18 protein-coding genes are annotated in these 25,261 nt (G+C 70.8%); 6 read left to right on the plus strand and 12 right to left on the minus strand.

Annotated elements, in window-relative coordinates:
* Nucleotides 1–127: 127 nt before the first annotated feature.
* Nucleotides 128–583, plus strand: a complete 456-nt coding sequence (locus HD601_RS24085; protein WP_184826196.1) for an SRPBCC family protein — start codon at nt 128–130, stop codon at nt 581–583.
* Nucleotides 584–683: 100 nt separating this feature from the next.
* On the opposite strand, the gene HD601_RS24090 is transcribed toward HD601_RS24085, so the two are convergent.
* Entirely contained in the window at nt 684–890 is a 207-nt protein-coding gene (locus HD601_RS24090; RefSeq protein WP_184826198.1) for a hypothetical protein, read from the minus strand.
* 33 nt (nt 891–923) lie between these two features.
* Between HD601_RS24090 and HD601_RS24095 the strand changes: the two genes are divergently transcribed.
* The gene (locus tag HD601_RS24095; RefSeq protein WP_184826201.1) at nt 924–1,310 is read left to right on the plus strand and encodes a VOC family protein; all 387 of its coding nucleotides are present in this window, start codon (nt 924–926) and stop codon (nt 1,308–1,310) included.
* 25 nt (nt 1,311–1,335) lie between these two features.
* Here the strand turns inward: HD601_RS24095 and HD601_RS24100 are convergent, their stop codons facing one another.
* The 4 genes from HD601_RS24100 to HD601_RS24115 form a co-directional block, all read right to left on the minus strand.
* Entirely contained in the window at nt 1,336–2,763 is a 1,428-nt protein-coding gene (locus HD601_RS24100; RefSeq protein WP_184826203.1) for an MFS transporter, read from the minus strand.
* Nucleotides 2,764–2,954: 191 nt separating this feature from the next.
* Nucleotides 2,955–4,628, minus strand: a complete 1,674-nt coding sequence (locus HD601_RS24105) for an LVIVD repeat-containing protein (RefSeq protein ID WP_184826204.1) — start codon at nt 4,626–4,628, stop codon at nt 2,955–2,957.
* Between the two features lie 31 nt (nt 4,629–4,659).
* Nucleotides 4,660–5,952 (minus strand): MFS transporter, encoded by a 1,293-nt coding sequence (locus tag HD601_RS24110; protein WP_221441257.1) that lies wholly within the window; start codon nt 5,950–5,952, stop codon nt 4,660–4,662.
* 3 nt (nt 5,953–5,955) lie between these two features.
* Nucleotides 5,956–7,308, minus strand: a complete 1,353-nt coding sequence (locus tag HD601_RS24115) for a dihydroorotase (protein WP_221441258.1) — start codon at nt 7,306–7,308, stop codon at nt 5,956–5,958.
* Between the two features lie 128 nt (nt 7,309–7,436).
* On the opposite strand from HD601_RS24115, the gene HD601_RS35995 reads away from it, so the two are divergent.
* A complete protein-coding gene (locus tag HD601_RS35995) occupies nt 7,437–8,444 on the plus strand; it encodes an asparaginase (protein ID WP_221441259.1) in 1,008 nt (335 codons plus the stop codon).
* Nucleotides 8,445–8,447: 3 nt separating this feature from the next.
* Nucleotides 8,448–9,104 carry a GntR family transcriptional regulator gene (locus tag HD601_RS24125; protein WP_184826206.1) on the plus strand — a complete coding sequence of 219 codons (657 nt, stop codon included), beginning with the start codon at nt 8,448–8,450 and terminating at the stop codon, nt 9,102–9,104.
* Between the two features lie 66 nt (nt 9,105–9,170).
* On the opposite strand, the gene msrA is transcribed toward HD601_RS24125, so the two are convergent.
* The 4 genes from msrA to HD601_RS24145 form a co-directional block, all read right to left on the minus strand.
* On the minus strand, nt 9,171–9,725 hold the full coding sequence (gene msrA / locus HD601_RS24130) for a peptide-methionine (S)-S-oxide reductase MsrA (protein WP_184826208.1): 555 nt from the start codon (nt 9,723–9,725) through the stop codon (nt 9,171–9,173).
* Nucleotides 9,722–10,201 carry a peptide-methionine (R)-S-oxide reductase MsrB gene (msrB, locus tag HD601_RS24135; protein ID WP_184826210.1) on the minus strand — a complete coding sequence of 160 codons (480 nt, stop codon included), beginning with the start codon at nt 10,199–10,201 and terminating at the stop codon, nt 9,722–9,724. Before msrB ends, msrA begins: the two co-directional genes overlap by 4 nt.
* 88 nt (nt 10,202–10,289) lie before the next feature.
* A complete protein-coding gene (locus tag HD601_RS24140) occupies nt 10,290–11,207 on the minus strand; it encodes an NADP-dependent oxidoreductase (RefSeq protein ID WP_184826212.1) in 918 nt (305 codons plus the stop codon).
* A 67-nt stretch (nt 11,208–11,274) separates the two neighbouring features.
* A complete protein-coding gene (locus HD601_RS24145; protein ID WP_184826214.1) occupies nt 11,275–12,219 on the minus strand; it encodes an NADP-dependent oxidoreductase in 945 nt (314 codons plus the stop codon).
* Nucleotides 12,220–12,444: 225 nt separating this feature from the next.
* On the opposite strand from HD601_RS24145, the gene HD601_RS24150 reads away from it, so the two are divergent.
* Nucleotides 12,445–13,080, plus strand: a complete 636-nt coding sequence (locus HD601_RS24150; protein ID WP_221441260.1) for a TetR family transcriptional regulator C-terminal domain-containing protein — start codon at nt 12,445–12,447, stop codon at nt 13,078–13,080.
* A 57-nt stretch (nt 13,081–13,137) separates the two neighbouring features.
* Nucleotides 13,138–14,181, plus strand: a complete 1,044-nt coding sequence (locus HD601_RS24155; RefSeq protein ID WP_184826216.1) for a nucleoside hydrolase — start codon at nt 13,138–13,140, stop codon at nt 14,179–14,181.
* Nucleotides 14,182–14,257: 76 nt separating this feature from the next.
* Here the strand turns inward: HD601_RS24155 and HD601_RS24160 are convergent, their stop codons facing one another.
* The 3 genes from HD601_RS24160 to HD601_RS24170 all read right to left on the minus strand — a co-directional run bounded on the left by HD601_RS24160 (nt 14,258) and on the right by HD601_RS24170 (nt 25,032).
* Nucleotides 14,258–22,042 carry an SdrD B-like domain-containing protein gene (locus HD601_RS24160; protein WP_184826218.1) on the minus strand — a complete coding sequence of 2,595 codons (7,785 nt, stop codon included), beginning with the start codon at nt 22,040–22,042 and terminating at the stop codon, nt 14,258–14,260.
* A gap of 275 nt (nt 22,043–22,317) precedes the next feature.
* On the minus strand, nt 22,318–23,178 hold the full coding sequence (locus tag HD601_RS24165; RefSeq protein ID WP_184826220.1) for a helix-turn-helix domain-containing protein: 861 nt from the start codon (nt 23,176–23,178) through the stop codon (nt 22,318–22,320).
* Nucleotides 23,179–23,370: 192 nt separating this feature from the next.
* Nucleotides 23,371–25,032, minus strand: a complete 1,662-nt coding sequence (locus tag HD601_RS24170; RefSeq protein WP_184826222.1) for a MalT transcriptional regulator family protein — start codon at nt 25,030–25,032, stop codon at nt 23,371–23,373.
* Nucleotides 25,033–25,261 lie beyond the last annotated feature (229 nt).

The raw sequence follows: 25,261 nt of genomic DNA on the forward strand, positions 1-25,261 counted from the left end.
GTGGCCGGGCAGCGGCAACAGCACGCGAACGACAGTGTGATCTGGACCACACGGCCTGATTGGTCCGGTGTCGCGGGCCCGGATTGGAACTTCCGGCCGTCACCGCGGCGCGGCCACGATGGTGACCATGAGCGACACAGAGCACCAGGACGACAGCGGCGGCTTCACCGTCCGCCGCCGGTTCCACGCCACCGCCGCCCGGCTCTACGCGGCGTTCGTCGAGCCGAGCAAGCTCGAGCAGTGGTTCGTCGTGCCCGGCTACCGCACCCCCGCCGACCGGATGCGGGTCGACGCCCGGCCGGGCGGGCGGATGGAGGCCGTCATGATCTCCGACGCGGACCGGAGCGAGATCCCCTTCGGGTTCGGGTACGCCGAGGCCGACCCGCCGCGCCGCGTCGCCCTGCGGTTCGAGTCGCCGAGCGAGCTCGTGACGGTCACCTTCGACGACGCCCCGGACGGGACGGCCGAGCTCACCTACGAGTTCGTCGGCTGGCCCGGCCCGGCCGACGTCGACGCCTCGCGCCGCGGGGTCGAGGGCATGCTCGACCTCATCGACGCGGGCGTCGAGCGAGGCACCATCTAGGCGACCCGCATCGCCCTCGGCTCGCGTCGGGAGGGAGTTCTTCCCCGCTATGGCGGGAACAAGTCCCTCACGACGCAACCGGGCCGGCGTGGACCGCGTTCTACGGCCGCAGCTCGTCGCGAGCCCGGGCCGCGGCGACCAGCACCGCCTGCCGGTCCTGGCGGGTGAGGCGACCGGCCCGCATCCAGTCGGCCGAGACCTGCTCGACCTGCCGGACGAACGCCCCGTGGTCGCTGAACGACCCCTTGCCCAGACGCGGTCGAGGAAGGTCATCCCCTACCGGCGGCCACACTGTCGGCGCCGTCAAGTACTGAAGAGCCGCCGGGACTACGCTCCCGCCATGGACATGAAACTGGAGCTGGTGGCCGTGCCCGTGACCGATGTCGACCGGGCCAAGGAGTTCTACGTACGGGCGGGCTTCAACGCCGACCACGACCACGCGGTCAGCGACACGGTCCGGTTCGTCCAACTCACGCCGCCCGGATCGGCCTGTTCGATCGCGATCGGCCAGGGGCTGACCGGCATGGCGGCCGGGTCGCTGGACAACCTGCAGATGGTGGTGGCCGACGCCGACGCCGCCCGGGCCGACCTGCTGGCGCGCGGCATCGAGGTCAGCGACGTCGACGACCAGCCGTGGGGCCGGTTCGTCTACTTCTCCGACCCGGACGGCAACGGGTGGGCGCTGCAGCAGCTGCCCGACTGGTCCGCGGGGGCCCAGACCGGCTGACGCCGGCCGGCCCGCTCCGGCGAGCTCACTCCTGGGGTTGCGATGGTGCCGTCCGGGGCATCAGGGCGACGACCGGGAGACAGAGGGCGGTGACGGCCAGTACGACGACGAGGCCGATCTTCATGGCGTGGTCCAAGCCGGAGGTCGCGGCGTGGAAGAAGATCGAGGCGACCACGGCCGAGCCGATGGCTGACGCGAGTTGCTGGATCGAGCTGAGCGAACCGCTGGCGCTGCCGGCCTCGTCGGGTTTCGCGTCGCCGAGAGCGACGGCGGGGATCGTGGCGAAGCAGAGGCCGGTGCCGATGCCGATGACGAAGAACGCCGGGGCCAGCGCCCAGAGGCCGAGGCTCGTCCCGGAGTGGTCGACGAGGGCCAGCACCCAGCCGCACCCGACGAGGTCGACGGCGAGGCCGATGACCACGAGCCTGCGGCCGAGCGTGGCGACCAGGCCGGCCATGGCGGCGAACGCGGCGACGATGAGCCCCAGGGTGAGCGGCACCATGCCGAGCGCTGCGTCCCGCGGGCCGGCATGCAGCCCTACCTGCAGGAACAGCGACAGCACGAAGAGCAGGCCGCTGCCGGCGGCGAAGACGGCCAGGCCCACGACCATTCCGGAGGTGAAGCCCCGGTTCTTCAGGAGCGAGGGCGTGATGAGTGGGTGGGTGGCCGTGCGCTGACGCCGGGCGAAGACGGCGATGAAGGCGACGCCGACGGTGATCGAGCCGACGGCGAGGGCGCCCCAGCCGTGGGTCGAGCCCTCGATCAGGCCGTACAGCAGCCCGATCATGGTGACTCCCAGCAAGCCCGAGCCCCAGCCGTCGACGACGGTGGAGCGGTCGCCGTCGTCGCGCGGCAGGATCCTGGCCGCCAGGACCAGCCCGACGACGCCGAGGACGATGTTCGCGAGGAAGATCGGGCGCCAGGACAGACCGAACAGGTCGGCGCTGATGATGAACCCGGCCAGGACCGGGCCGCCGACGCTGGAGAGACCGAGAACCGGGCCGAACAGCCCGAACGCCTTGGCGAGCAGCTCGCGGCTGAACGCCTTCGTCATGATCGCCATGCCCTGCGGGATGAGCAGCGCGCCGAACGCTCCCTGGGCCACCCGGGCGACGATGAGCAGGGCCGGGTCGGGCGAGAACCCGGCGACCGCCGAGGCCAGGGTGAACCCACCCATGCCGATCAGGAAGAGCCTGCGCTGGCCGAACTTGTCGCCCAGCCGTCCGCCGAGCACGAGCAGCACGCCCATGGCGAGCATGTACGCCGGTCCCAGCCAGGTGATCAGACCCGCACCGCCACCGAGCTCGCCGGCGATGGTGGGCGCCGCGATGTTCGTGACCGTCGCATCGATCACGTCGAGCGCGTCGGCCAGCAGCACCAGCCCCAGGATCGCCCACATCCGGCGGCCGGCGCCGGGTGTCACGACCGTCCTCGGCTCCGTCATGGTGGTCATGAGGAACGTCCTTCCGTTACCCCGGGCGCCCCTCCTGGGCGGCCGTCCACCTCCTCTACGAAGGACTCCGGCCCGTTTCGACACCGCGACGGACGAAAGCGCCCCCCACCTGCGTTCCCGCAGGTGAGGGGCGCCTCCTTGGACCTCGGCAGCGTCCGGACCGTTGGCTCACGGCCTCCGAGAGGACCCGTTCAGAGCGTGGGCCGGTTCACGTGCGGCACCGACCACTCGCGGACCCGCTGCGGCTTCAGGACCGGTGTGCCGAGCGCCCGCGACGACAGGCAGTACGTGCCGTGCCGCGTGCCCAGCCAGATGAGGTTGCGGTCCCACTCGATGAACACGGTCTCCGAGGTGCCCCGCCGCCAGGTCGTGTAGTCGTTGAGGTCCTCGCCGATCCGGGCGGGAACGAAGTACGCGACCTCCTTCGGATCGGTGGTGTCGCTGATGTCGTAGAGGCGGAGCCCGGCGGAGAAGTAGGTCAGGGCGACGATCTCCGGCCGCATCGGCCCCGGCGCGACCCACCCCTGGCAGTTGTGCGCGCTGAACCGGCCGCGGGACTGGCTGAAGTCGTCATAGGGCGCGTCGCGAGGCGGCAGCGGACGGGGGAAGATGCCGTCGAGCTTGGGGTTCCTGGGGTTCTTGACGTCCAGCACGTAGCTCGTGTGCCAGGGCTCGCGGCCGTCCGGCTCGAGGCCCTCGTAGACGCCGATGACCTTGTTCCGCAGGCGCGGGTTGGCCCCCGGCGGGACGACCGTCGGATAGATGGTGTGGTAGGGAATGCCGCCCGCGTTCTCGAGCGGGTGCTCGAACTTGCCGTAGACCTTCGGGTTCCTGATGTCCGACAGGTCGTGGACGTACATCCCGAACCGTCCCCAGCCGCCGTAGCCGACCTTGCCGCCGTCCTCGACCCTCTTGGGAACCGTCATGGCGCCGTGGTTGCCCGTCCACGAGGTCTGGTCGCCGGCGAAGGGGTACTTGTTGTACTCCTCCTCCTCATCGAATCGCTGGCCGGGGACCCACCAGCGCGACACCTCCTCGACCTTCGTGGGGTCGGACATGTCGACGATCATGACGCCGTTGCTGAGGACCCGCTCGCTGCTCTCCATGCGGAGGGTGTCGTCGAAGCCACAGTCGAGATAGGCGTACCTGCCGCCGTCGTAGAAGTTGTGGTGGGTGCCGCTCCCGCTCGCCCCCGTGCTGAACTCGGAGAGCAGCGTGACGTTCTCGGGGTCCGACGCGTCGTAGACGCGAATGCCCTTGAAGCCGTTGTCGTCCCACGCCGTCTGCGCGTACTCCGGGTGGTACTTGCCGCGGGGGTACTGCGGGTTCGGCGCCGTCAGGGCCCGCTGGTGGCTGGTGACCACGAGCCACTTGTCGATCTCGTCGGAGTAGACCACGATCTTCTGGCCCGGGATCCGGCCCTGGCCGACGGCGACCGGATTCTTGGGGTCGGTGACGTCCAGGAAGCCGCTGCCGCCCGCGATGAGCCGCCGTGAACCCTCGGCCCACATGGTCATCAGCGGCTCGCCCCCGCTGATCTGGATGCCGGGGACGAACGAGACGATCTCCATGTTGTGGAGGTACTCGTTCGGGTCCAGGAAGTCGAGCAGTCCGGCGGGGGCCCGGTAGGGAACCGTGCCACCTCCGGTCCCCTCGATGATGCCCACCCGATCCCACCCGGGGACCGGAACGCCCGGCTCGGTCGCAGCCGCCGCGCCCTCGGCTGCGGACTCGCCGGCGTGAGCGGCGGAGGGAAGCCCGGCGAGGCCGGCGCCCACCGCGACGGCACCACCGCCCCTGATCAAGTTCCGCCGGCTCAGTCGCTGGCTCTGCGTGGCGTCGTCTCTGGATTGCTGGTCGGTCATCGAACCCTCCTTCGACGTGACTGTTGATGGGTTACCTGGCGTCCCCTGAACGGACCTTCGGCCGGGCCGCCAGGGAGAGCACCGCCGAAACGATCGAGAAGGCGCTGAGCTGGATGAGCGCCGCTTCCGTCCAGCCCAGGTGGTCGGACAGGGTTCCCAGCAGGTATCCGGCGAACGCCGCCGGGAGGTACAGCGCGGTGACGAACAGGCCGGAGCCCCGGCTCGCCAGCGAGCGCTTCATCGACTTGATGATCCCGGCCGAGAGGTTCGCGTAGACCATGCCCGAGATCGCGCCACCGAAGACGAAGGACAACGCGGCGTGTGCTGCCAGCGAGGAGATCTCGGTGAACAGCAGATAGCCCGATACCGCCGAGACCACCAGGGACACGGCGAGGACGATCCGGAAGTCGTAGCGGTCGCCGAGCCATCCTCCGACGAGTGAGAGCACCGCGCCCAGGCCGTAGAGGCTGACGGCGAAGCCGGCGTCCTCGGGACTGAACCCGAGCTGCTCGCGCAGATAGGTCGGGTAGAGACCCAGGTATCCGTAGATCGCCAGGCCCGCGAAGGCGGTGGCGACCGCGAGCAGCACGGGGCCTCGGTCGAGCAGGCTCGATGCGCCCGGCTCGGCCGCATGGGTGACCGGATCGACCGGGACGTCGGCGGGCCGCACCGCCGCGCGGCCACCGTCGTCCGCCGCGTCGTACTCCGTGAACCACGAGCGGACCAGGGCGACGATGAGGATGAAGACCGGGATGCCGGCCAGGCCGAACGAGACGAGCGGCACCTTCCATCCATGAGCGCTCAGGATCACCGCCCCCAGGTTGGGTCCGATGATCGCGCCGATCCCGAAGGTGAAGTTCAGCGACGACGCCGCGATCCCGCGATGGTTGAGGAAGTAGGTCGTCCCGATGGCCAGCAGCGCCGTGAGCTGCATCGACTCGCCGATGCCGAGGACGAACCGGTACACGAGGAGGTCGGCCAGACCCTGCGCGAAGGCGGTCAGGACGATCGCGGCCGAGAAGATCACCAGGCCGACCAGGACGACCGAACGGCGCTTCAGCCGTGCCAGCAGGAACCCCGTCGGCAGCGCGGCGAGCCCCATGCCCAGGGTGAAGATCGTGGTGGCGAGCCCGATCTCGGGCACCGTCAGGCCCAGCTCGTCGCGTGCGTCCGGCGCCAGGATCGAGAAGAGCTGCCGGTCCATGGCGTTGAGCACGTAGGACAGCAGCAGGACCGCGAACATGCCGAGAGCGAGCTTGTTCCTGGCGCCCGAGTAGGGGCCGATCCGGTCCCAGAAGGACGTGCCGTGCGTCGTGGTGGTCATCGTCTACGCTCCCTTCGCGCCGGCGCCGGGCAGCCACGCGCCGCCGCGCCGGTCGTGGGCGGTACCGGACTCTGCAACGGTCTGACCGCGAAGGACGGTGCGAACGACCCGTCCGGTGAAGGTTCGGCCCGCGTAAGGGGACCAACCTGCTTTGGAGACCACGTCCTCGTTGCCGAGGCGCCATGTGCCGGCCGGGTCGACCAGGGCCAGGTCGGCGTCGAAGCCCACCCGGATCGCGCCCTTGCGCGGCCACAGGCCGTAGCGGCGCGCGGGCATCTCCGCGTAGACGCGCGCGACGTCCTCCCACGCGAGTTGCTGGCGCGCGACGGCGTCGATCAACGCGGGGAACGTGGTGTCGATGCCGGGAAGCCCGAAGTGGACGTCCCAGATGCTGCCGCAGCCCTTCTGCTGCAGCGTCGACGGGGCGTGGTCGGACGACACGTGGGTCAGGGCGCCGTCGCGGAGGAGCTCCCACATCCGGTCCTCGTCGTGACGATGACGGGCCCGGGCCGGCGGGGTGAACTTGCGCAGCGCCCCGTGGTCGTGCACCTCGTCCTCACGCAGCAGGAAGTACTGAGGACATGCCTCCGCCGCCAGGTCGGCGCCGCGCTCCCGTTCGGCCGCGATGTAGTCGAGCACCTCCGGATGACTGACGTGCGCGATGGTCGCCGCCGCCCGGCTGCGCCGCACCAGGGTCGCCGCCACCGCCGTGGCGATGATCTCCGCGCTCCGGTTGCGCCACTCCGGGAGGATCCCGAAGTCCTCGCGGCCCTCGCCCCGGAGCACGGACTGCGCGTCCTCGGTCAGTGACTCGTCCTCGCAGTGGATGAGGCTCGGTGCGCCGGCGTCCGACGTCGCGCTCAGGTGCCGGCTCAGGTCGGCGGGGGTGTGGCCCGGAACGCCGTGCGTGGTGCAGGTGAACACCTTGAAGAACGCGATGCCGGCGCGCCATAGGGGGTCGACGTGCTCGCCGTAGCCCGGCCAGGCATGGGCCGCCAGTGCGTAGTCGACGTTGGAGCGGCCGTCGAGGTACTCGCGTTTCTCCGTCAGGTCCTTCACCGTCCGGACCGGCCCGGCGTGCGTGTGCTCGATGATCGTCGTCACGCCCGCCCGGGCCGCCGCGGCCGTGCCGGTCGGGAAGTCCTCGCGATCGGTGGACGACGGATCCATGAGATGCACGTGGCTGTCCACCCCGCCGGGCAGGACGACCAGTCCATCCGCGTCGATCGTGGTCCGGCTCTCCGGTACCTCGGGCCCGACGTATCCGATCACGCCGCCGGTGATGCCGACGTTGAGCCTGGCCCGGCCCTGGGAGTTGATCAGTGTGCCGCCAACGACGCTCGTCTCGTAGGTCACAATCACACTCCTTGGGAGGGATCGTATATCTTACCTGAGATAAGATAGCGGCGGCCGGATCCGCAGGCAAGGACGAGAAAGTCGGTGATCGAACGGTGGACCTCAACGCCAGTTCGCTAAGGGTGTCGGTGGGGGCACTCGGGGGCACCATCACGATGGAGGCGGTCGCCGGACGCGGCGGCGTCGTCCCCACGCTCAGCGCGGAGTCGCTGGTGGCGAGCATTCCTGAGCTCGCCCTCGTCGCCCGGATCTCGACGACGACGTTGTCGAAGCTTCCGGGCGCCTCCCTCTCAGCACAGGACGTGCTCGCAGCGGTCGACTGGGCCATGGCCGAGGTCGACGGCGGTGCCGCCGGCGTCGTCGTCGCTCAGGGCACCGACACGCTGGAGGAGACCGCCTACCTGGCCGACCTGTACTGGAACCGGCCCGAGCCGCTGGTCTTCACCGGCGCCATGCGCCCACCCGGGCAGCCGTCGGCCGACGGCCCCGCGAACCTGGTCGCCGCATGCCGGGTGGCGGCCTGCGAGCCGGGTCGCGACGCTGGCGTCCTCGTGGTCCTCAACGACGAGATCCACCGGGCTCGCGCCGTCCGGAAGGATCACAGCACCGCCCTGGGCGCCTTCTCGTCCCCGGTCGCCGGACCGGCCGGATCACTCATCGAGGGACGGGTGACCCTCCACCGGCAGCCGGTCGCCCGGGCGAGGCTGGAACGGCCCACCTCGGATCCGTACGTGCCGATTCTCGAGACCCACATCGGCGACGACGGCGCGACGTTGCGGGCGGTGCGCAAGGCCGGAGCCCGCGGTGTGACGATCGCGGCGTTCGGCGTGGGCCATGTCTCGGCGTCCATGGCGGCGGAGATCGAGAAGACGGCCCGTGACATTCCGGTCGTCGTGGGCTCGCGGACGCGGGCCGGCGGTACGCTTCGTCACACTTACGGATTCGAAGGCTCGGAGATGGACCTGACCAAGCGGGGAGCGATACTCAGCGGGACGCTGGACCACCGGAAGTCCCGGATCCTGCTGTGGGCGCTCCTGGCAAGCGGAATGTCGACGCCCGAGGTCAGAGCCTCCTTCGACGACATCGCCGCGTCCGGTCCACTCCCCTGCGGCACGAACCACGGGGATGGTGGATGACGGATGGACGATCGCCCGGCCCCGGTGCGCGCCAACAGACCGACGACGTCCGAGGAGTTCGCCTACCACGCCTTGCGCACCGACATCCTCACCGGGCGCATCGAGGCCGGGTCTCGTGTCGTCCAGAGCGACGTGGCCGAGCAACTGGGCGTCAGCGTGACCCCCGTCCGCGAGGCCATGCGGCGCCTCCACACCGAGGGACTGGTGGAGCTCGCACCGCACCGCGGCGCCACGGTGGTGCGGCTCGAGCTCGCCAAGGTGCGCGAGATCTACGACCTGCGCATCCTGCTCGAGCCCAGGCTCGTCGAGCGATCGCTGCCGCTCTTCGACACCGGCCGCACCAAGGAGCTCGAGAAGCTGTGCGACGAGATGGACGTCGAGACCGGCGTCTCCCATTTCGCCGAGCTGAACCAGCGGTTCCACGACAGCCTCGTCACGTCCGACGACAGCTGGCTGTCGCGCATCGTCACGATGCTGCGGGTGGCCTCGAGTCCCTACGTCGCGCTCTCGCTCCACGCGGTCCCCTCGCTGATGAAGGTCTCCAACGCCGAGCATCGCCGCATGCTGCGGGCCTTCATCGAGCAGGACCTCGACGCCGCACGCGAACTGACGGTGCATCACCTCAGCTCGACCGTCGTCGCCCTCGAGGACCACTTGTGACGACGACCGTGCCAAGCCGTTGCTGCGGTGGCGCGCCCATCACCTGAGCGCGCCACCACCGCGAGGTCAGCCGGAGGTGGCGGCGCGCCTGGGCAGCACCCAGCCCGGCCGCGGGAAGTGGCAGGTGTACCCGTTCGGGTACTTCACCAGGTAGTCCTGGTGCTCGGGCTCGGCCTCCCAGAACGGACCGGCGGGCTCGATGGTCGTCACCGCCTTGCCGGGCCACAGGCCCGAGGCGTCGACGTCGGCGATCGTGTCGCGGGCGACCTGCTCCTGCTCAGGCGTGAGCGGGAAGATGGTCGACCGGTAGCTCGACCCGAGGTCGTTGCCCTGACGGTTCAGCGTCGACGGGTCGTGGATCTGGAAGAAGAACGCCAGGAGGTCACGATAGGTCGTCCTCGTGGGATCGAAGACGATCTCGACGGCCTCGGCGTGGCCTGGGTGGTTGCGGTAGGTCGCATGGTCGTTCTGACCGCCGGTGTAGCCCACGCGGGTCTCCAGCACGCCGGGCTGGCGGCGGATGAGGTCTTCCATGCCCCAGAAGCACCCGCCGGCCAGCACGGCCGTCTCGGTGCCCGGGGTGCGCGTGATCTGTCCGGTGTCGTTGATCCCGCTGGTCACGATGCGTCCTCCTTCGTGCTGATGGTGTCGGCCGTGTCGAACAGCGCGCGGTACTCGCCGTAGCCCTCGGCCTCGAGGTCGGCGACCGGGATGAAGCGCAGCGCGGCCGAGTTCATGCAGTACCGCTGGCCCCCGGCCTCGGCCGGCCCGTCGTCGAACACATGCCCAAGGTGACTGTCGGCTCCGGCCGAGCGCACCTCCGTGCGCGTCATCCAGTGCGACCTGTCCGTCTTGGTGCGAACGGCGTCGGCCGCGATCGGCTTCGTGAAGCTCGGCCATCCCGTGCCGCTGTCGTACTTGTCGGTCGACGAGAACAGCGGCTGGCCGGAGACCACGTCCACGTAGAGGCCGGGCTCGTGGTGGTCCCAGTACTCGTTACGGAACGCCGGCTCGGTCCGGTCCTGCTGGGTGACGCGGTACTGGCTGTCCGTGAGGCGGCTCAGCGCCTCCGGGGTCTTGCTGTAGTCGTGTAGCACGATCCTCCTCTTCGAGCGTCGCTGGCTGCGGCGCCTACTGGAAGAACACCGCGGGGGTGCGTTTTGGTCCCGGGGCCGCCGCGAGACCTCACGGACGGACGCTGATGATCGTCTTCCCCTGGGGTCGCTGGGCAGGATTGAAGGCGGCGACGGCGTCGTCGAGGGACGCGACGGTGCCGATGTTCGTCCGCAGCCGCCCAGCCCGCACCCGCTGGACGATCTCACCCAGCTGCGCGCGATCGGCCTCGACGACGAAGTCGACCGCCAGACCGTCGGCCGGCTGCGCCTCGGGCGGACCGGCGATGGTCACCAGCATGCCGCCGGCCCGGACCAGGCCCGCGGACCGCTTCTGGATGTCGCCACCGATGACGTCGAAGACCAGGTCGACCTTGCCGGCGTCGTCCAGGGCCTCGGTGCCGAGGTCGACGAACTCGTGCGCGCCGAAGTCGAGCGCGGCCTCCCGGTCGGCGGCACGTCCGGTACCGATGACGTAGGCGCCGGCCTCACGGGCCAGCTGCGTCACCATGGAGCCGACTCCGCCGGCCGCGCCGTGCACGAGGACGCTCTGCCCCACCTCGAACCGGCCGTGCACGAACAGGCCCTGCCACGCCGTCAGACCCGAGATCGGCAGGCTCGCACCCACCGTGAAATCGACGTCGCCGGGCAGCGGCGCGAGGTTGCGCGCCTCGACCGCCACGTACTCGGCCAGCGTGCCGTCACGCGTCCAGTCCGTCAGCCCGAACACCCGCTGCCCCACCGACAGCCCCCTGGTGCCGTAACCGAGCGCGCTGACCACGCCGGCGACCTCATGCCCCGGGATCGACGGCGTCCGGTCACGGCCGAGCCGATCGGTCCAGGTCCCGGGCCACGTCAGCTCGCCCGGGGTGAATCCGGAGGCATGCACCCGAACGACGACGTCGTTGCCCGCCGCCTGCGGTTCCGGACGCTCCGCCAGCGTCATCCCGGCCGTTCCCGCAGCCTCGTCCGTCACCACGATCGCCTTCATGAGACGCCTCCTTGCATCGAAATCCTCGCGTGCTTGCACGACATCGTCGTCTCGTTCTCGAACGCTCTCACGGCCGCACGCGGATGACCGTCTTCCCCGTGACCCGCTCGGCCGGGTTGAGGGCCGCGACGGCGTCGTCGAGGGACGCGACCCGGCCGATGTTCGTCCGCAGCCGTCCCTCCCGCACCCGCTGGGCGATCTCGCCCAGCTGCGCGCGATCGGAGACCACGACGAAGTCGACCGCCAGACCCTCGGCGGGCCGCGCCTCGGGCGGACCGGTGACCGTCACCAGCATGCCGCCGGCCCGAACCAGGCCTGCCGAGCGCCGCCCGATGTCGCCGCCGAGGACGTCGAAGACCAGATCGACGCCGCCGACGTCCTCCAGCGCGTCGTTCTCGAGGTCGACGAACTCGTGCGCGCCGAAGTCGAGTGCGGCCGTCCGGCCGGAAGCGCGTCCGGTGCCGATGACGTGGGCGCCGGCCTGGCGGGCCAGCTGGGCCGCCATGGAGCCGACCACACCGGCCGCGCCGTGCACGAGGACGCTCTGCCCTGCCCCGAGGCGGCCGTGCTCGAACAGCCCCTGCCAGGCGGTCAGGCCCGCCATGGTGACGCCCGCGCCGACCGTGAAGTCGATGTCGCCGGGCAGCGGCGCGAGGTTGCGCGCCTCGACGACCGTGTACTCCGCGAGGGTGCCGTCACGAGTCCAGTCCGTCAGACCGAACACCCGCTGCCCCACCGACAGGCCGGTGGTGCCGTAGCCGAGGGCGGTGACCACTCCGGCCAGCTCGTGACCGGGGATCGACGGCGTCCGGTCGCGGCCGAGGCGATCGACCCAGGTCGACGGCCACTCCAGCTCGTTCCCGGTGAATCCCGACGCATGGACCTCGACGACGACGTCACCGTAGCTCGCGCCCTCGAGGCCGGCGAGCCTCTCCGCGTCCGGCTCGGGCCGCTCCACGAGCCTCATCCCGGCCGTTCCGGCGGCCTCGTCCGTCACCACGATCGCTTTCATCAGGCGCCTCCGCACGGCCCGAACCTAGTCTCCGCGGAACTGGTCGGTCAAGTCCACTTACACCTGTCGCGATGGTGCGGTCCGTCCCTGGCGTCGACCGGTAGACACCGATCTACAGGGATCTCGATTGGGACTACTCAGTCCACTATCGAGGCACGGGATCGCTGCGGGCGCGGAGCATCGGCGGACCGGCGTTCGATCGTTCGGGCCGGTAGCCTTGCGTGCGTGACCAGGTCGCAGAGCGCTGAAGAGGTGTCGAGGCTGACGCCGCGCGGCGCGGCGACGAGGCAGCGCATCATCGCGGCCGCGGCCGAGCTCATGTACGTGAAAGGGGTCAGCTCGACCACTCTGGACGAGGTCCGCGCGGCGAGTGGCACGAGCAAGTCCCAGCTCTACCACCACTTCGCCGACAAGGAGCAGCTCGTGCGCGCCGTGGTCGCACTGCGCGCGGAGCAGATCATCGAGCGCGAGCAGGCCGCGCTGCTACGCCTCAGATCGTTCAACGGGCTGCTGCGGTGGAGGGACGCTCTCGTCCAGCGCAACGCTCTGCAGAAGGGCGCGCACGGCTGCATGCTCGGCTCGCTCGCCGTCGAGGTGTCCGACCAGGACGACGTCGCCCGATCGGCCCTGGCAGAGACCTTCGGCGAGTGGGAAGGGCTCATCGAAGCCGGCCTGCGCCGCATGCAGGAGGCCCGGACACTGGCCGCCGACGCCGACCCTCGGAAGCTCGCCACCGGGCTGATGGCAGCGCTGCAGGGCGGCTACCTCCTCGCCCAGGCCGCCCACGATACCACCCCGATGGAAATCGCGCTCGACCTGGCCCTCGACCACATCAGAACCCTCGTGGTGAAGCCGCAATGAAGCCGTGATGAAGTCGCGGCCGGCCACACTCGCAGCACTCGACGAGAGGACGCTGCCGTGGCCATCAGTCACACCCGTCTCCGTGTCGCCTCAGCGCTGGTCCTCGCGGCGACGCTGACCTCGGCGCTGACCTCGGCGCCGGTCGCCGGCGCCGCGGAGGCGGCCGACGGGACCGATCCCCGTCCGCCGGTCGTGATCTTCGACTCGGACATGGACTTCGACGACGCGGCAACGCTCGCCTACCTGGCCCAGGAGGACCGGCTCGGCCGCATCGACCTGCGCGCCGTCACCGTGACCAACAACGGCAACGGCCTGCCGGGCCTGGCCATCCGGCACGCCCGCTGCCTGCTGCAGCGGCTCGGACTGCACGACGTCGCGGTGGCCGACGGATCCGACAGCGCCCCCAACGCCTTCCCCGCCGAGCTTCGCCAGACGTTCGACCGGGTCTTCGAGGACGTCCTCGCCGGCTGCACCGCCGGCGAGGAGCCGTCCCGGATCCGCGCACACGAGCTGATCCGCACGATCGTGACCCGGAACCCGTCCGCCCACGTGATCGCCACCGGCCCGCTGTCCAACATCGCCGCGGCCCGGCTGCCACCTCACCGCGTCACCTCGATGGGCGGTGCGGTGCGGGTCGGCGGCAACCTGTGCTGCGGCACCCCGCCGGAGTTCGACGGAAGCCAGGAGTTCAACTACTGGATCGACCCGCCCGCCTCCCGGGCGGCGCTGCGCAGCCTGGCCCGGCTGGTCCCGCTCGACGCCACCAACGACGTCCCGATCACGCCGCAGTTCGTCCGACGACTCGGCGCCGAAGGCAGCACCCCCGCCGCCGAGATCGTGTTCGGGCTGGTCAGCCACCCCGAGGTCACGCCCCTGATCGACGCCGGAATCATGTCCTGGTGGGACCCGCTCACCGCGATGAGCGTCATCCACCGCGGCATCGTCACCTTCGAGACGGGGCGCCTCGACGTCGTCACCACCGGCCCGCAGGCCGGGCGCACCGTGCTCTCCCCCACCGGCCGGCCGGTCGTGTTCGCGACCGCGGCGGACGCCGTGGACTTCGAGCACCGCTTCCTGACCACCCTCAACGGCGGGCGCTGACCGCCGTCGTCGTGACATGGACGAGCGTGGTGAGGCGACAGGGTGGTCGTCGCCTCACCACGCTCGGGTCCCGGTGTTACGCCTCCTGCCTCATCCGTCGCCGGGCGAGGAGCAGGCCGAGTCCGCCTGCGACGATCAGCCCGCCCACCAGGAGCATGCCCACGAAGCCGGCACCGGTGTCCGGCAGCCACGGGACGTCCGGCTCCGAGGGCTCGTCGGGCTGCGGCTCGTCCGGCGCCGCCGGGCTCATGGCGTGGAACGGGTCGCTGTCGCTGACCGTCCAGGGCCCGCCGGTCTCGGGGTCGGTCGCCAGCACCGGCAGCCCGTCCGGCCCGAGGGCCGGCTGGTCGGTCGGGTTGCCGTCCGCGTCGGGCGCCGGCGGCACGATCACCGCGTCCACCTCGACGTGGTCCTTGTGCTGCTGGTCCGGCGTCAGCGTCAGCTCGCCCTCGCAGAAGAACGACGCGCCGGGCGCGAACAGCACGCCCTCCGGGTTCTGCCAGGTGATCGAGCCGTCGACGACCCCGGCCGTGGTGCCGTCGGGGAACTCGCAGCTGATCGACGACGGGTCGATGCTCGGCCCCAGGTCGGTGACGTCGCTGATGACGACGCTGGTGAGCCACGTCGCGCCGGTGTTGGTGACCACCCACCGCACCTTCTGCGGCCCGGTGCTGGTGCCGTCGTCGTCGAGCGGGTAGTTCACCGCGAGCCCCGGCTCGTTGGCGTCCTGCTCGGCGTCCTCCAGCGGCTTGCCCGGCGTGGTCCAGGCACCGTCGCCGCCGACCTCGGGGTCGGGCCCGTTGCCGTCGTACTTGATGACCTGGATGTCGCCAGAGAAGGCGTTGTACGGGTTGCTGGCGCCGACGTCCTCGCCGCCCGGGGTGACCGCCGAGACGCTGGCGATGTCACGGTGCGGGTCGGACTGGCCGTCGAGCTCCAGCTCCGCCGTGCAGGTGATCTCGTCGCCCGGCTGCCACGTCTCGGTGCCCGGCGCGAAGGTCGCCTCCCAGCGAACCGTCCAGGTCTTGGTCGACTCGTCGTACGTGCCGTCGGCCGAGGTCCCGTCCGGGAAGGCACAGGACATCGCGGTCGGCGCCGAGCCGGCCGTGGTGACGTCGGTCAGCACCACGTTGTGCAGCGCCACCTGGGACGGGTTGGTCGCGACCGTGATGATGGTGCGCGTCTCGCCGTCCGGGTCGTACACCGCTCCGGTCTCGGTGGTGTCGGCGTCGTTGACGATGGTGCCGTCCTGCCCGTCGCCCTTCACGATGTCGACGATGGTGGTCTGCGCGTGGAACGGGTCGTCGTCGCCGACCACGATGTCACTGACGACGGGGTTGCCCTCGTCGTCCGTGGCGTACTCGGGCACACCGTCCTCGTCGACGATGGGCTGGCCCTCGTCGTCGAAGAGCGGCTCGACGACAGTGCCGGTCACTTCGACGGTGTCGGCGTGCTGGGTGTCCTCCGGCAGGGTCAGGTCGCCGGTGCAGAAGAACGACGCACCGGGAGCCAGCGGCCCGGCCCACGGACCGGACTCGGTGAACGAGTAGTCGGCCGGCCCGCTCACGCCGGACAGGTCGCAGGTCCACGCACCGACGGCGGGTCCCGCGTCGGTGACGTCGGCCAGCGTGATCCCGGTCAGCCAGGTGCTGCCGGTGTTGGTGACCACCCAGCGCACGGGCTGCGCCTCGTCGACCGGGTAGTCGACCGCCGTGGCCGAGGTGTTGGCGTCCTGGGCCTCGTCGTCCAGCGGCTTGACCGGGATGACCCAGTCGGCCGGGCCCGAGCCGATCTCCGGGTCGGGCTTGTTCCCGTCGTACTTGATCACCTGGATGTCGCCCGTGTAGGCGTTGTAGGGATCGTCGTCCGACGGACCGTTGGGCACCTCCGGCAGCGGGTTCTCCGGGTCGCCGGGCACCCCCTCGGGCGTCAGGTTCGTCGTCACCGCGACCGTGTCGGAGTGCGGGTCGGCGGAACCGGCCAGCGTCAGCGTGGCGGTGCAGGAGAAGGTCTCCCCCGGCTGCCAGGCCACCGGGTCGTCGACGGCGAACGTGTCGGTCCAGTAGACCGTCCACGTCGTGCCGTCGAGCGTGCCGTCGGTGGGTTCGGTCCGGCCGGGGAAGACACACGACAGGCCGAGCACGGTCGTGTCCCCGGCGGTCAGGGCGTCGGTCACCGTCACGTTGTACAGCGGCACGAACCCGGTGTTCTCGAGGTTGATGACGACGTCACGGGTCTCGCCCGGAGCGTAGGCCTGACCGTCGTCCATGGTGTTCGCGTCGTTCGCGATGGTGTTGGTGGACGCGTCGCCGTCGCCCTTGACGATGCTGATGTCAGGGGTCTGGGCGTGGAACGGGTCGTCGTCGTCCACCACGATCTCGCTGGCGATGGGGCTGCCGTCGTCCTCCGTGGCGTACTCGGGCACGCCGTTCTCGTCGACGATGGGCTGGCCCTCGTCGTCGAAGAGCGGCTCGACGACCGTGCCGGTCACGGCGACGGTGTCGTCGTGCTGGGTGTCGGCCGGCAGCGTCAGCGGACCGGTGCAGAGGAACGAGGCGGACGGCGCCAGCGGCCCGGCCCACGGACCGGACTCGGTGAACGAGTACGACTCGGGGCCGCCGACACCGGACAGGTCACACGTCCAGGCGCCGACGTCCGGGCCCGAACCCGTCGCGTCCGCCAGCGTGATCGCGGTGAGCCAGGTGCCACCGGTGTTGGTGACCACCCAGTCGACCGGCTGCTCCGCGTCGGCCGGGTAGGTGACGGCGGTCTCCCAGGTGTTGGCGTCCTGCGCCTCGTCCTCCAGCGGCTTCGCCGGGACGACCCAGCTCGCCGGGCCGGTGCCGATCTCCGGGTCGGCCTCGTTGCCGTCGTACTTGATCACCTGGATGTCGCCCGTGTAGGCGTTGTAGGGGTTGTCGTCGGACGGACCGTCCGGCGTCTCCGGCAGCGGGTTCTCCGGGTCACCCGGCACCCCCTCCGGCGACAGGTTCGTCGTCACCGTGGCGATGTCCGAGTGCGGGTCGGCGGAACCGTCCAGCGTCAGCGTCGCGGTGCAGGAGAAGGTCTCACCCGGCGCCCAGGCCACCGGGTCGCTGCCCTCGAACGTGGCAGTCCAGTAGACCGTCCACGTCGTCCCGTCGAGCGTGGCCTCGGTGGGTTCGGTCTGGCCCGGGAAGACGCAGACGAGGTTCTCGACGGCGCCGCCGGCGGTGCTCTCGTCGGTGACGGTCACGTTGTACAGCGGCACGGCGCCGGTGTTCTCGAGGTTGACGACGACGTCGCGAGTCTCGCCGGGCGTGTAGGCCTGGCCGTCGGCCATCGTGTCCGCGTCGTTGGCGATCACACCGGCCGACGCGTCGCCGTCGCCCTTGACGAGGCTGACGTCAGGGGTCTGGGCGTGGAACGGGTCGTCGTCGTCCACCACGATGTCGCTGGCGACAGGGTTGCCGTCGCCGTCCGTGGCGTATTCGGGCACCCCGTCGCCGTCGACGATGGGCTCGCCCTCGTCGTCGAAGAGCGGCTGGACCACCGTGCCGGTCACGTCGACGGTGTCGGCGTGCAGGACGTTCGCCGGCAGGGTCAGGTCACCGGTGCAGAAGAACGACGCGGACGGCGCCAGCGGCCCGGCCCACGGACCGGAGTCGGTGAACGAGTACGCCTCGGGGCCGCCCACGCCGGACAGGTCACACGTCCACGCACCGACGGCCGGTCCGGCACCGGTGACGTCGGCCAGCGTGATCGCCGTCAGCCAGGTGCCGCCGGTGTTCGTGACCACCCAACGCACGGGCTGTGCCACGTCGGCCGGGTAGTTGACGGCGGTGTCCGGGGTGTTGGCGTCCTGCGCCTCGTCCTCCAGCGGCTTGACCGGGACGACCCAGTCGGCCGGACCCGAACCGATCTCCGGGTCGGCCTTGGTGCCGTCGTACTTGATCACCTGGATGTCGCCGGTGAAGGCGTGGTACGGGTCCTCGTCGGCCGGGCCGTCCGGGGTCTCCGGCAGCGGGTTCTCCGGGTCGCCGGGCACCCCCTCGGGCGACAGGTTCGTCGTCACGACGGCATTGTCGGCGTGCGGATCCGCCGAGCCGTCCAGCGTCAGCGTCGCGGTGCACGAGAACGACTCGCCCGGCTCCCAGGCGACCCCGTCGTCGACGTCGAAGGTGCCGGTCCAGTAGACCGTCCACGTCGTCCCGTCGAGGGTGCCCTCGGTCGGCTCGCTCTGCCCCGGGAAGACGCAGACGAGGTTCTCGATCACGGCGCCGGCCGTCGACTCGTCGGTGATGGTGACGTTGTACAGCGCGGTCTCACCGGGGTTGGTGAGGCTCAGGACGATGTCGCGAGTCTCGCCGGGCGTGTATGCCTGGCCGTCGTCCATCGTGTCCGCGTCGTTGGCGATCACGCCGGCCGACGCGTCGCCGTCACCCTTGCCCAGGTCGACGCCCGGGACGGTCGTCTGACCGTGGTAGGTGTCGTCGTCGTCAGGGTGCACGTCGCTGAGGACGGGGTTGCCGCCGTCGGTCAGCGGCTGGTCGGTGAAGGGGTTCGAGCCGGGCTCGTCCGGGTCGTAGTCCGGGTTCGGCTCCGGCACGACGACGGTGCTGTCGACGGTGGCCCGGTCGCCGTGGGTCGAGTTCTCGCCCTCGCCGTCCAGTGTCAGCGTGCCCTCGCAGTAGAAGGTCGTCCCCGGCTCCCAGGGCCCTGCCCAGGTGGTGCCGGAGGCCGGTCCGCCGACGGGTGAGAAGTCGCAGCTGATGTCCTGCAGCGCGGGTCCGTCGAGCGTCTCGTCGGTGATCTCGATGTCGCCGAGCCAGGTGGTCCCGGTGTTCGTGACGGCCCACGTCACCGGCTGTGGGCCGGTGTCGGTGCTCGGCGGGGTGACGACGTAGGTCACCGCCGTGTCGTCGGTGTTCGCGTCCCGGTCCGCGCCGTCCAGCAGGGGCTTCTGCGGGATGCCGGCGTCGTCCTGGGTCGGCACGAAGTCGCCGCGGCCGTCGTACTTCACCAGCTGAACGTCACCGGTGAAGGCGTGGTAGTCGTCGCGGTCCGTCAGCGCCTCGCCGGTCTCGACCACGGTGGCGTCGATCGTCGCCGCGTCGGCGTGCGGTGCGGCGTCCCCGTCGAGGGTCAGCGTCGCCGTGCAGGTGAAGGACGCACCGGCTGCCCACGTCGCCGTCGGCGGGTCGGCGTGGGTCGCCGCCCACTCCGCCGTCCAGGTGGAGCCGCTCTGGCTGCCGGCCGTCGGCTCCGAGTCACCCGGGAAGAGACAGGACATCTCTGTCACCGCTCCGCCCGTGATGGTCTCGTCGCTGACGGTCACGTCGGCGAGCTCCATGTTCCCGCTGTTGGTGACCGCGAAGTCGATCGTGCGGCTCTCGCCCGGCTCGTAGGCGATGGCCTCGGCCGGGGTGTCGGCGTCGCCCTCGGTGGCGCCGCCAGTGGTGTCGTACTTCTCGATGTCCAGCTCCGGTGCCCGCATCACGAACCCGAAGTCGATGGTGTGGTCGTTCTCGCCCGCGCCGCCGGTGGTCACCGGGGCCTCGGGATAGGTGCCGCCGTCGGGGATGACGCCGTTCGAGTCGATGGTGTCGTCGTCACCGGCGCCGGACTGCGTCGGGGCGTACTCGTAGAGCGGCCCGTCGACGTCGTAGTCGGCAGGGTTGTCGAGCCGGACGACGTAGTCGGTGTCCTGCAGCAGCCCGCCGTCGACGTTGGAGTCGTCGAACAGGTAGGTGCCGTCGGGGTTGGTCGTGGTCTCGCCGACCAGGTTGCCGTCGGCGTCGTACAGGTGCACGGTCACGCCGGGCGCGGGCGTCTCGCCGGCGTCCTGGATGCCGTCGTCGTCGGAGTCCAGCCAGACCCGGTTTCCGATCTGCAGCGGCGCCTCGTCGCACAGCACCTCGAGGTCGGCCATGCCGCCGCCCTTGCCGAAGTTGTCGACGGTGTTGTCGTCGGTGCGCACGCCCAGGTTGCCGACCGGCAGGGCGCCGTTGCGGTTGACCGCCGAGATGCCCTGCGTCCAGACCTCACCCGTGGAGTCGAAGCCGGAGCTGATCACGTTGGGCTCGACCCGCGACAGCGCCATGCCGCCGTAGAAGGCCTCCTCGTGGTAGCCGGTGCGCCAGTCGCCGGTGTAGTACTCCCGGTAGGTGGTCGGCTGGCTGCCGTTGTTGGTGCTGCCGTCGTTGTTGTCGGTGCACACGCTCCCCGGAGCGAGGGTCTGCGTCCCCGGGTCGAAGTTGGGGTCGAGGGCGAACGTCCCGTCGGAGAGCTTGCAGCCGCGGACGATGTCGCCGCCCGCGCCGGGCTCACCGGCGAACGAGAACACGCCGTTGACGTTCGGCCGCGCGGCCTGGAATCCGACCTGGTCGGCGAACCGGTCGCGGAAGGAGATGATCAGGTCGCCGTTGGTCTCCTCGATGATGTCGTTCAGCATCGGGGTCGGGTAGGCGATCCAGTAGTTGCCGGTCGAGATGCCGCCGATGTTGTCGCAGCCGTTGGCGCGCTGCTCGTTCGGGCCGGCCGGGAACCCGTCGACCCACGAGTACCAGCGACCCACGGTGCCGCCCTCGACGGCGCCGGTGCAGGTGGTGCCGTTGTAGCCGCGGCCGCGGTCGTAGGCCAGGCTCTGCTCGACCACCTGCGCGCCGAAGTCACCGGTGGCCGGGTCGAACTCGTAGACGTGGGCGGTCATCTCGTCCATGTCCTGGGCGCTCTGCCCGGAGCAGACGCCACCCACGTAGCTGGTGTCGAGACCGACCCCGGTCCCCATCGGGCGCCAGTCGTCGCCGCAGCCCGGGTTCGGGATGGGGTACGAGTCCTGGTACGAGTCGTCCTCGAGGTCGTAGACGAACACGGTCTTGTCGAACAGGTTGACGCCGAACAGGTAGCGGCTGTCGTTGGTGACGTCGATGTCACCCAGCGACTCCTTGCCGGGGTTGTCGAAGAACCCGTAGTCCTGGTTGGTCGTCATCGCGTGGTTGTCGGCACCGGGGTTCGGGACCGTCGCGAACTGGCTGGTCGTCCCGGCCAGCGGGAACGTCGTCGAGCTCAGGTCGGTGACGTAGATGGCGCCGGGCCCGCCCGGGCCGTACCCCGACCCGCGCTTGGCGTACGCCGCGGAGAAGATCCGCTGCCGCTCGCGGTCGTAGGCGATGCCGAAGACCGTGCCGGTGTCGGCCTTGGTGGCGATCGGCTGGTCCTGCTGGTTCAGCCGGTAGGGCGCCGAGATCAGCGTGCGCTCGGTGGGCTGGCTGACCGCCTGCGGCGGGGCGTCCCACGGCTGGACCGCGTCGCAGACGGGCGCGTTCTCCTGGCAGTAGTACGCCGGGTACCAGAACGACGTGTTGACGAACGCGTCCTCGTCCTCGGCGACGTTCACGAACTCCGTCGCGGTGGACAGCTTGGCGTTGTTCGGGTTCTGCAGGTCAGCGGCCGTGACGGGGTCGGCCTGCGGGCTCTGCCCGTTGGCGGCGAAGCCCGGGAAGTACGTCCCCGGCCGGGGGTTGGTGACGTCGACCCGGTAGTTGCCGCCGGTCAGCGGCCCCGTCGTCGGGTCGATGACGGCCAGGCCGTCATCGTCGGTGGTGCCGGTCTGGGTGTTGCCGTCGGCGTCGGTCAGCGTGACCGTCACCCCGATCAGCGGCGGCTCCATGATGGTCGAGTCGACCAGGCCGTTGGCGTTGACCTCCTGCACCACCCGGACGGTCACCAGACCGTCCCCGGGATCGGCCTGCGCGGGCAGCAGTCCGCCCGGCAGGACCACGAGCCCCGCACCGACCAGCGTGATGGCCGCTGGAAGCCGCAGGGCCCGACCGAGCCGGCGTCTCCTGCCCGTTGTCGCGTTCGTCTTCATCGAGGTCATCAACGAATCCCCCATGCCCTTCCCCTGCACGCGCCGGAGCAGCGTGCCGTCATGATCAGGTTCGCGTCGGACCTGCCGAGCCGACGTGCCCCCCAGCACGCGTGGCGTTGCACGACAAGTCGACGTCGCCTCAGAGTAAATGAGTGACACAAGGGTGGCGTTCGAAATGGTGGAATGCCGTAGTTACAGCAGTGTTTTCCACATCGACGCCACGGCAGAGCGATGGCTCATTTCGACAAGTCAGCGTCGACGCAAGGTAAACGAGAGGCCCTATGTCACCGTTGGGCGCGCCGGTGGGCCTGGGCGGCGGCGCGCACCTCTCGCGGCGTCACCCCGTAATGTTCCTTGTAGGCGTGGCTGAACCGGGCCTGTGAGCTGAAATGGCAGATCTGGGCGATCTGCGCGAGCATCAGCTCGGAGTGCGCCGGGCTGCGGAGCAGGCGGTCCGCGTGGCGCAGCCGGGCTCGCAGGATCATCACCGTCACGCTGGGCCCGCCGTCGAGGTCGCGGGCCAGCTGACGTGGCGAGATGCGCAGGAACGAGGCCACCGACTGCACGCTCAGCGTCGGATCGAGCAGGTGGCGCTCGATGAACTCCTCGGCGATCTGGCGCCGGCGGTTCGGGTCGACGGGGACGGCGTCCGTCCGGGCGCCGGCGATCGAGCGGATCAGCAGTTCGATGACGCCGGCCGCGTAGCCGTCGATGCCCGCGGGATCGGGCTGTGACCCGTCCTCCCACAGACCCGCGATGGTATGGCCGGCGGCCGTGACGAAGTTCGCCTGCCACCCTTCGCGGCCGGCGTTGCCGGTGACGGCCGCCTCGAGGGTGCGGTCGCTGAGGCGCAGGTCGTCACGGTCGACCCGCACCGTCGCGACCGAGCCGCGCTCCACGAGGCGCTCCTCCAGCACCTGGCCAGCGCACCCCAGCACCAGGACGCCGGGAGCGCACTCCGTGCGCCGGCCGTCGGCGACGATCTCCATGGGCGCGCTGCTGACGCTCGCGCTGACCACGCTGCCGCCATGACGGATGGGCACGATGCGCGCGAGATGCGGGTCGTCGACCGAGGCGGAGCGCACGATGTTGCGGTGCCCGCTCCAGGTCGTCGAGGACGCGACATGGCCGGCGCGCGTCGCCACCCCCGGCTGTATGGCCGCGATGCCGAATTCGGCAGCGGAGCGAGCCAGCCGATAGTGATCGAACTGCACGGGAGCGTCGACCTCGCTCGTGTCGACGACATGTACGCCCGTGGGCCCGCCTCCTTCGACCTGTCACCCTGCCCCTGCCGAGCACTGACAGTGCCGAACTGTACCGCTCGCCTGCGACGCGCATCAGGAGGACGGGAACAGGCTCGGCACCGGCCGGCCCGCTGAGCGCGCGGTCAGGACGGCGACCGCTGCGTCGTCCCTCGCCGCCTCGGCGAGCCGGACCAGGGCGCCGAGATCGCCGGCCGGCAGGAAGGCCAGCGGTGTGTGCAGGCCGTTGGCGGTCATCAGGGCGGCAGCCGCGGCGATGCTCGTCAGGGCCGGCCCGTCGTCACCCGAGCGCACGGCCGCCGCGGCGTGGACCAGCAGCAGGATGCTCTCGGTGCGCGGATCGAGCGGGGCCGGCCGCATCCCCTCGGTGCCGACGGCCGCACCGGCGGGTGCGCCGGTGCACAGGGCCACGAGGGACCGGACGACGGCGACCCCTGGCAGGTGAGCCGGACACCTCGTCAGCAGGACCTCGGCGTCGGCCACCTCGCCCGCGGCCAGGTGCAGCAGTGCCTGGGACGTGTCGAGCAGCGCCTCCGCGGCGGGTGACCGCTCGATCGCGCCGCGGCTCGCCCGGCTCCCCCGCAGCCGGGCGAGCCCTTCGAGGGGCCGGCCACGGGCGGCGTCGACGAACGCCCGGACCGGCGCGAGCGATGCCCGGCACTCATTGCCGGCCACGCTCCGTTCCGCGGCGTCGACGCACCGCTCGGCGGCGAGGAGGTCGAACCGCTCCAGTGCGGCGATCGCCTCGGCCAGCCGGTCGAGGACGCCGGCGCCGCCATGTCGTCGCGCCGGCCAGCCGAGGTCGCGGGCGCGGGCGATCAGCTCGTCGGCGAGTGTCATGGTGCCGCCGACCGCGTGGACCCCCGCCAGCAGCGGAGCGGTGAGCAGCTCGTCGGCCGGGTGGACTCGAGCCGACGCGTGCGCTGCCCGATAGGCCGTCACCGCCTGGCGGAACTGGCCCAGCTGCTCGTGGGTGTGCCCGATCACCACGAGGAGCGACGGGAGCTCACGCCGGAGGTCGTGGCGTTGCGCCGCCGACAGCCGGCCGTACGCGTCCATCGCGCGACCGAGGGCGGCGGTCGCGGCGGAACGCCGGCCGATCATCCGCGCCGACGCGGCCTCGACGACACCCATTACGAGCGTGGTCGTCTCGTCGTAGCGGCCGCCGCGGCGCTTGGAGCCGTTGTAGGCCTGGGCGAACAGGTCCCGGCCGCGGGTGCGGGTGCCCTCGCCGGCGTCGAGAAGCCCGGCCAGGCACGCCACCAGGAAGGGGTGTCGCCTCAGGTTCGCCGGTGGTACCGCGGACAACAGGCTGATCATCGCCTCGCCGTGCTGCCGGCAGATGGACAGGAAGGACGTCCGCAGCGCACGGGTGGCCAGCGACAGGTCACCGAGCTGGATCGCCTCGACGGTCGCCGCGAACGGGTCGTCGTTGCGCAGGCACCAGTCGGCGTACTGCCGGCGCAGGTCGTCGGCGAGGGCCGGGCTCGAGCGGTGCAGGTCGTCACGGAGCGCGGCCCGGACCGCGGGTGCGAGCCTGAACAGCGCGGGAACCCCGGCGTCGCCGCCGGCCAGCCACTCACCGAGGCCGTCGCGCTCGGCCCGGCCGAGGTGAGCGAGCGCGTCGTCGTCGGCGACACCAGCGAGCTGCGCCGCGAAGGCCGCGCTGACCTCGGGTGCCACACAGATCCGGCGCAGGAAGTCGAGATGGGCCGTGCCGGTGAGCCCTGGATCCAAGCGTCGAATTTCCCCCGCGGACACGGTCGTACGTTAGATCGGCCCGAAACACCGTCGCGGCGAATGCCCGGCACGTCTGCCCTATTGACCCCCATTCAGGGGTCACGGAATGACTCGGACAATTCGGCAGAAAGGCAAACACGTGCGGCACACATGGGCCAATTGTCCGCGCGCGAAGCCGGGACGATTGGATATCGTGTTCGCGGCATTTTCTGCACTCGCCTGCCGG

Origin of the sequence: Jiangella mangrovi (assembly GCF_014204975.1) — a bacterium.
Classification (GTDB): Bacteria; Actinomycetota; Actinomycetes; order Jiangellales; family Jiangellaceae; genus Jiangella; species Jiangella mangrovi.

What these genes read in the sequence shown, in the direction of transcription:
- HD601_RS24085 (WP_184826196.1), top strand. Translation starts at nt 128, where the DNA reads ATGAGCGACACAGAGCACCAGGACGACAGCGGCGGCTTCACCGTCCGC.
- HD601_RS24125 (WP_184826206.1), top strand. Translation starts at nt 8,448, where the DNA reads ATGGACGATCGCCCGGCCCCGGTGCGCGCCAACAGACCGACGACGTCC.
- HD601_RS24145 (WP_184826214.1), bottom strand. Translation starts at nt 12,219, where the DNA reads ATGAAAGCGATCGTGGTGACGGACGAGGCCGCCGGAACGGCCGGGATG.
- HD601_RS24110 (WP_221441257.1), bottom strand. Translation starts at nt 5,952, where the DNA reads ATGACCACCACGACGCACGGCACGTCCTTCTGGGACCGGATCGGCCCC.
- HD601_RS24160 (WP_184826218.1), bottom strand. Translation starts at nt 22,042, where the DNA reads ATGACCTCGATGAAGACGAACGCGACAACGGGCAGGAGACGCCGGCTC.
- HD601_RS24095 (WP_184826201.1), top strand. Translation starts at nt 924, where the DNA reads ATGGACATGAAACTGGAGCTGGTGGCCGTGCCCGTGACCGATGTCGAC.
- HD601_RS24140 (WP_184826212.1), bottom strand. Translation starts at nt 11,207, where the DNA reads ATGAAGGCGATCGTGGTGACGGACGAGGCTGCGGGAACGGCCGGGATG.
- HD601_RS24105 (WP_184826204.1), bottom strand. Translation starts at nt 4,628, where the DNA reads ATGACCGACCAGCAATCCAGAGACGACGCCACGCAGAGCCAGCGACTG.
- HD601_RS24100 (WP_184826203.1), bottom strand. Translation starts at nt 2,763, where the DNA reads ATGACCACCATGACGGAGCCGAGGACGGTCGTGACACCCGGCGCCGGC.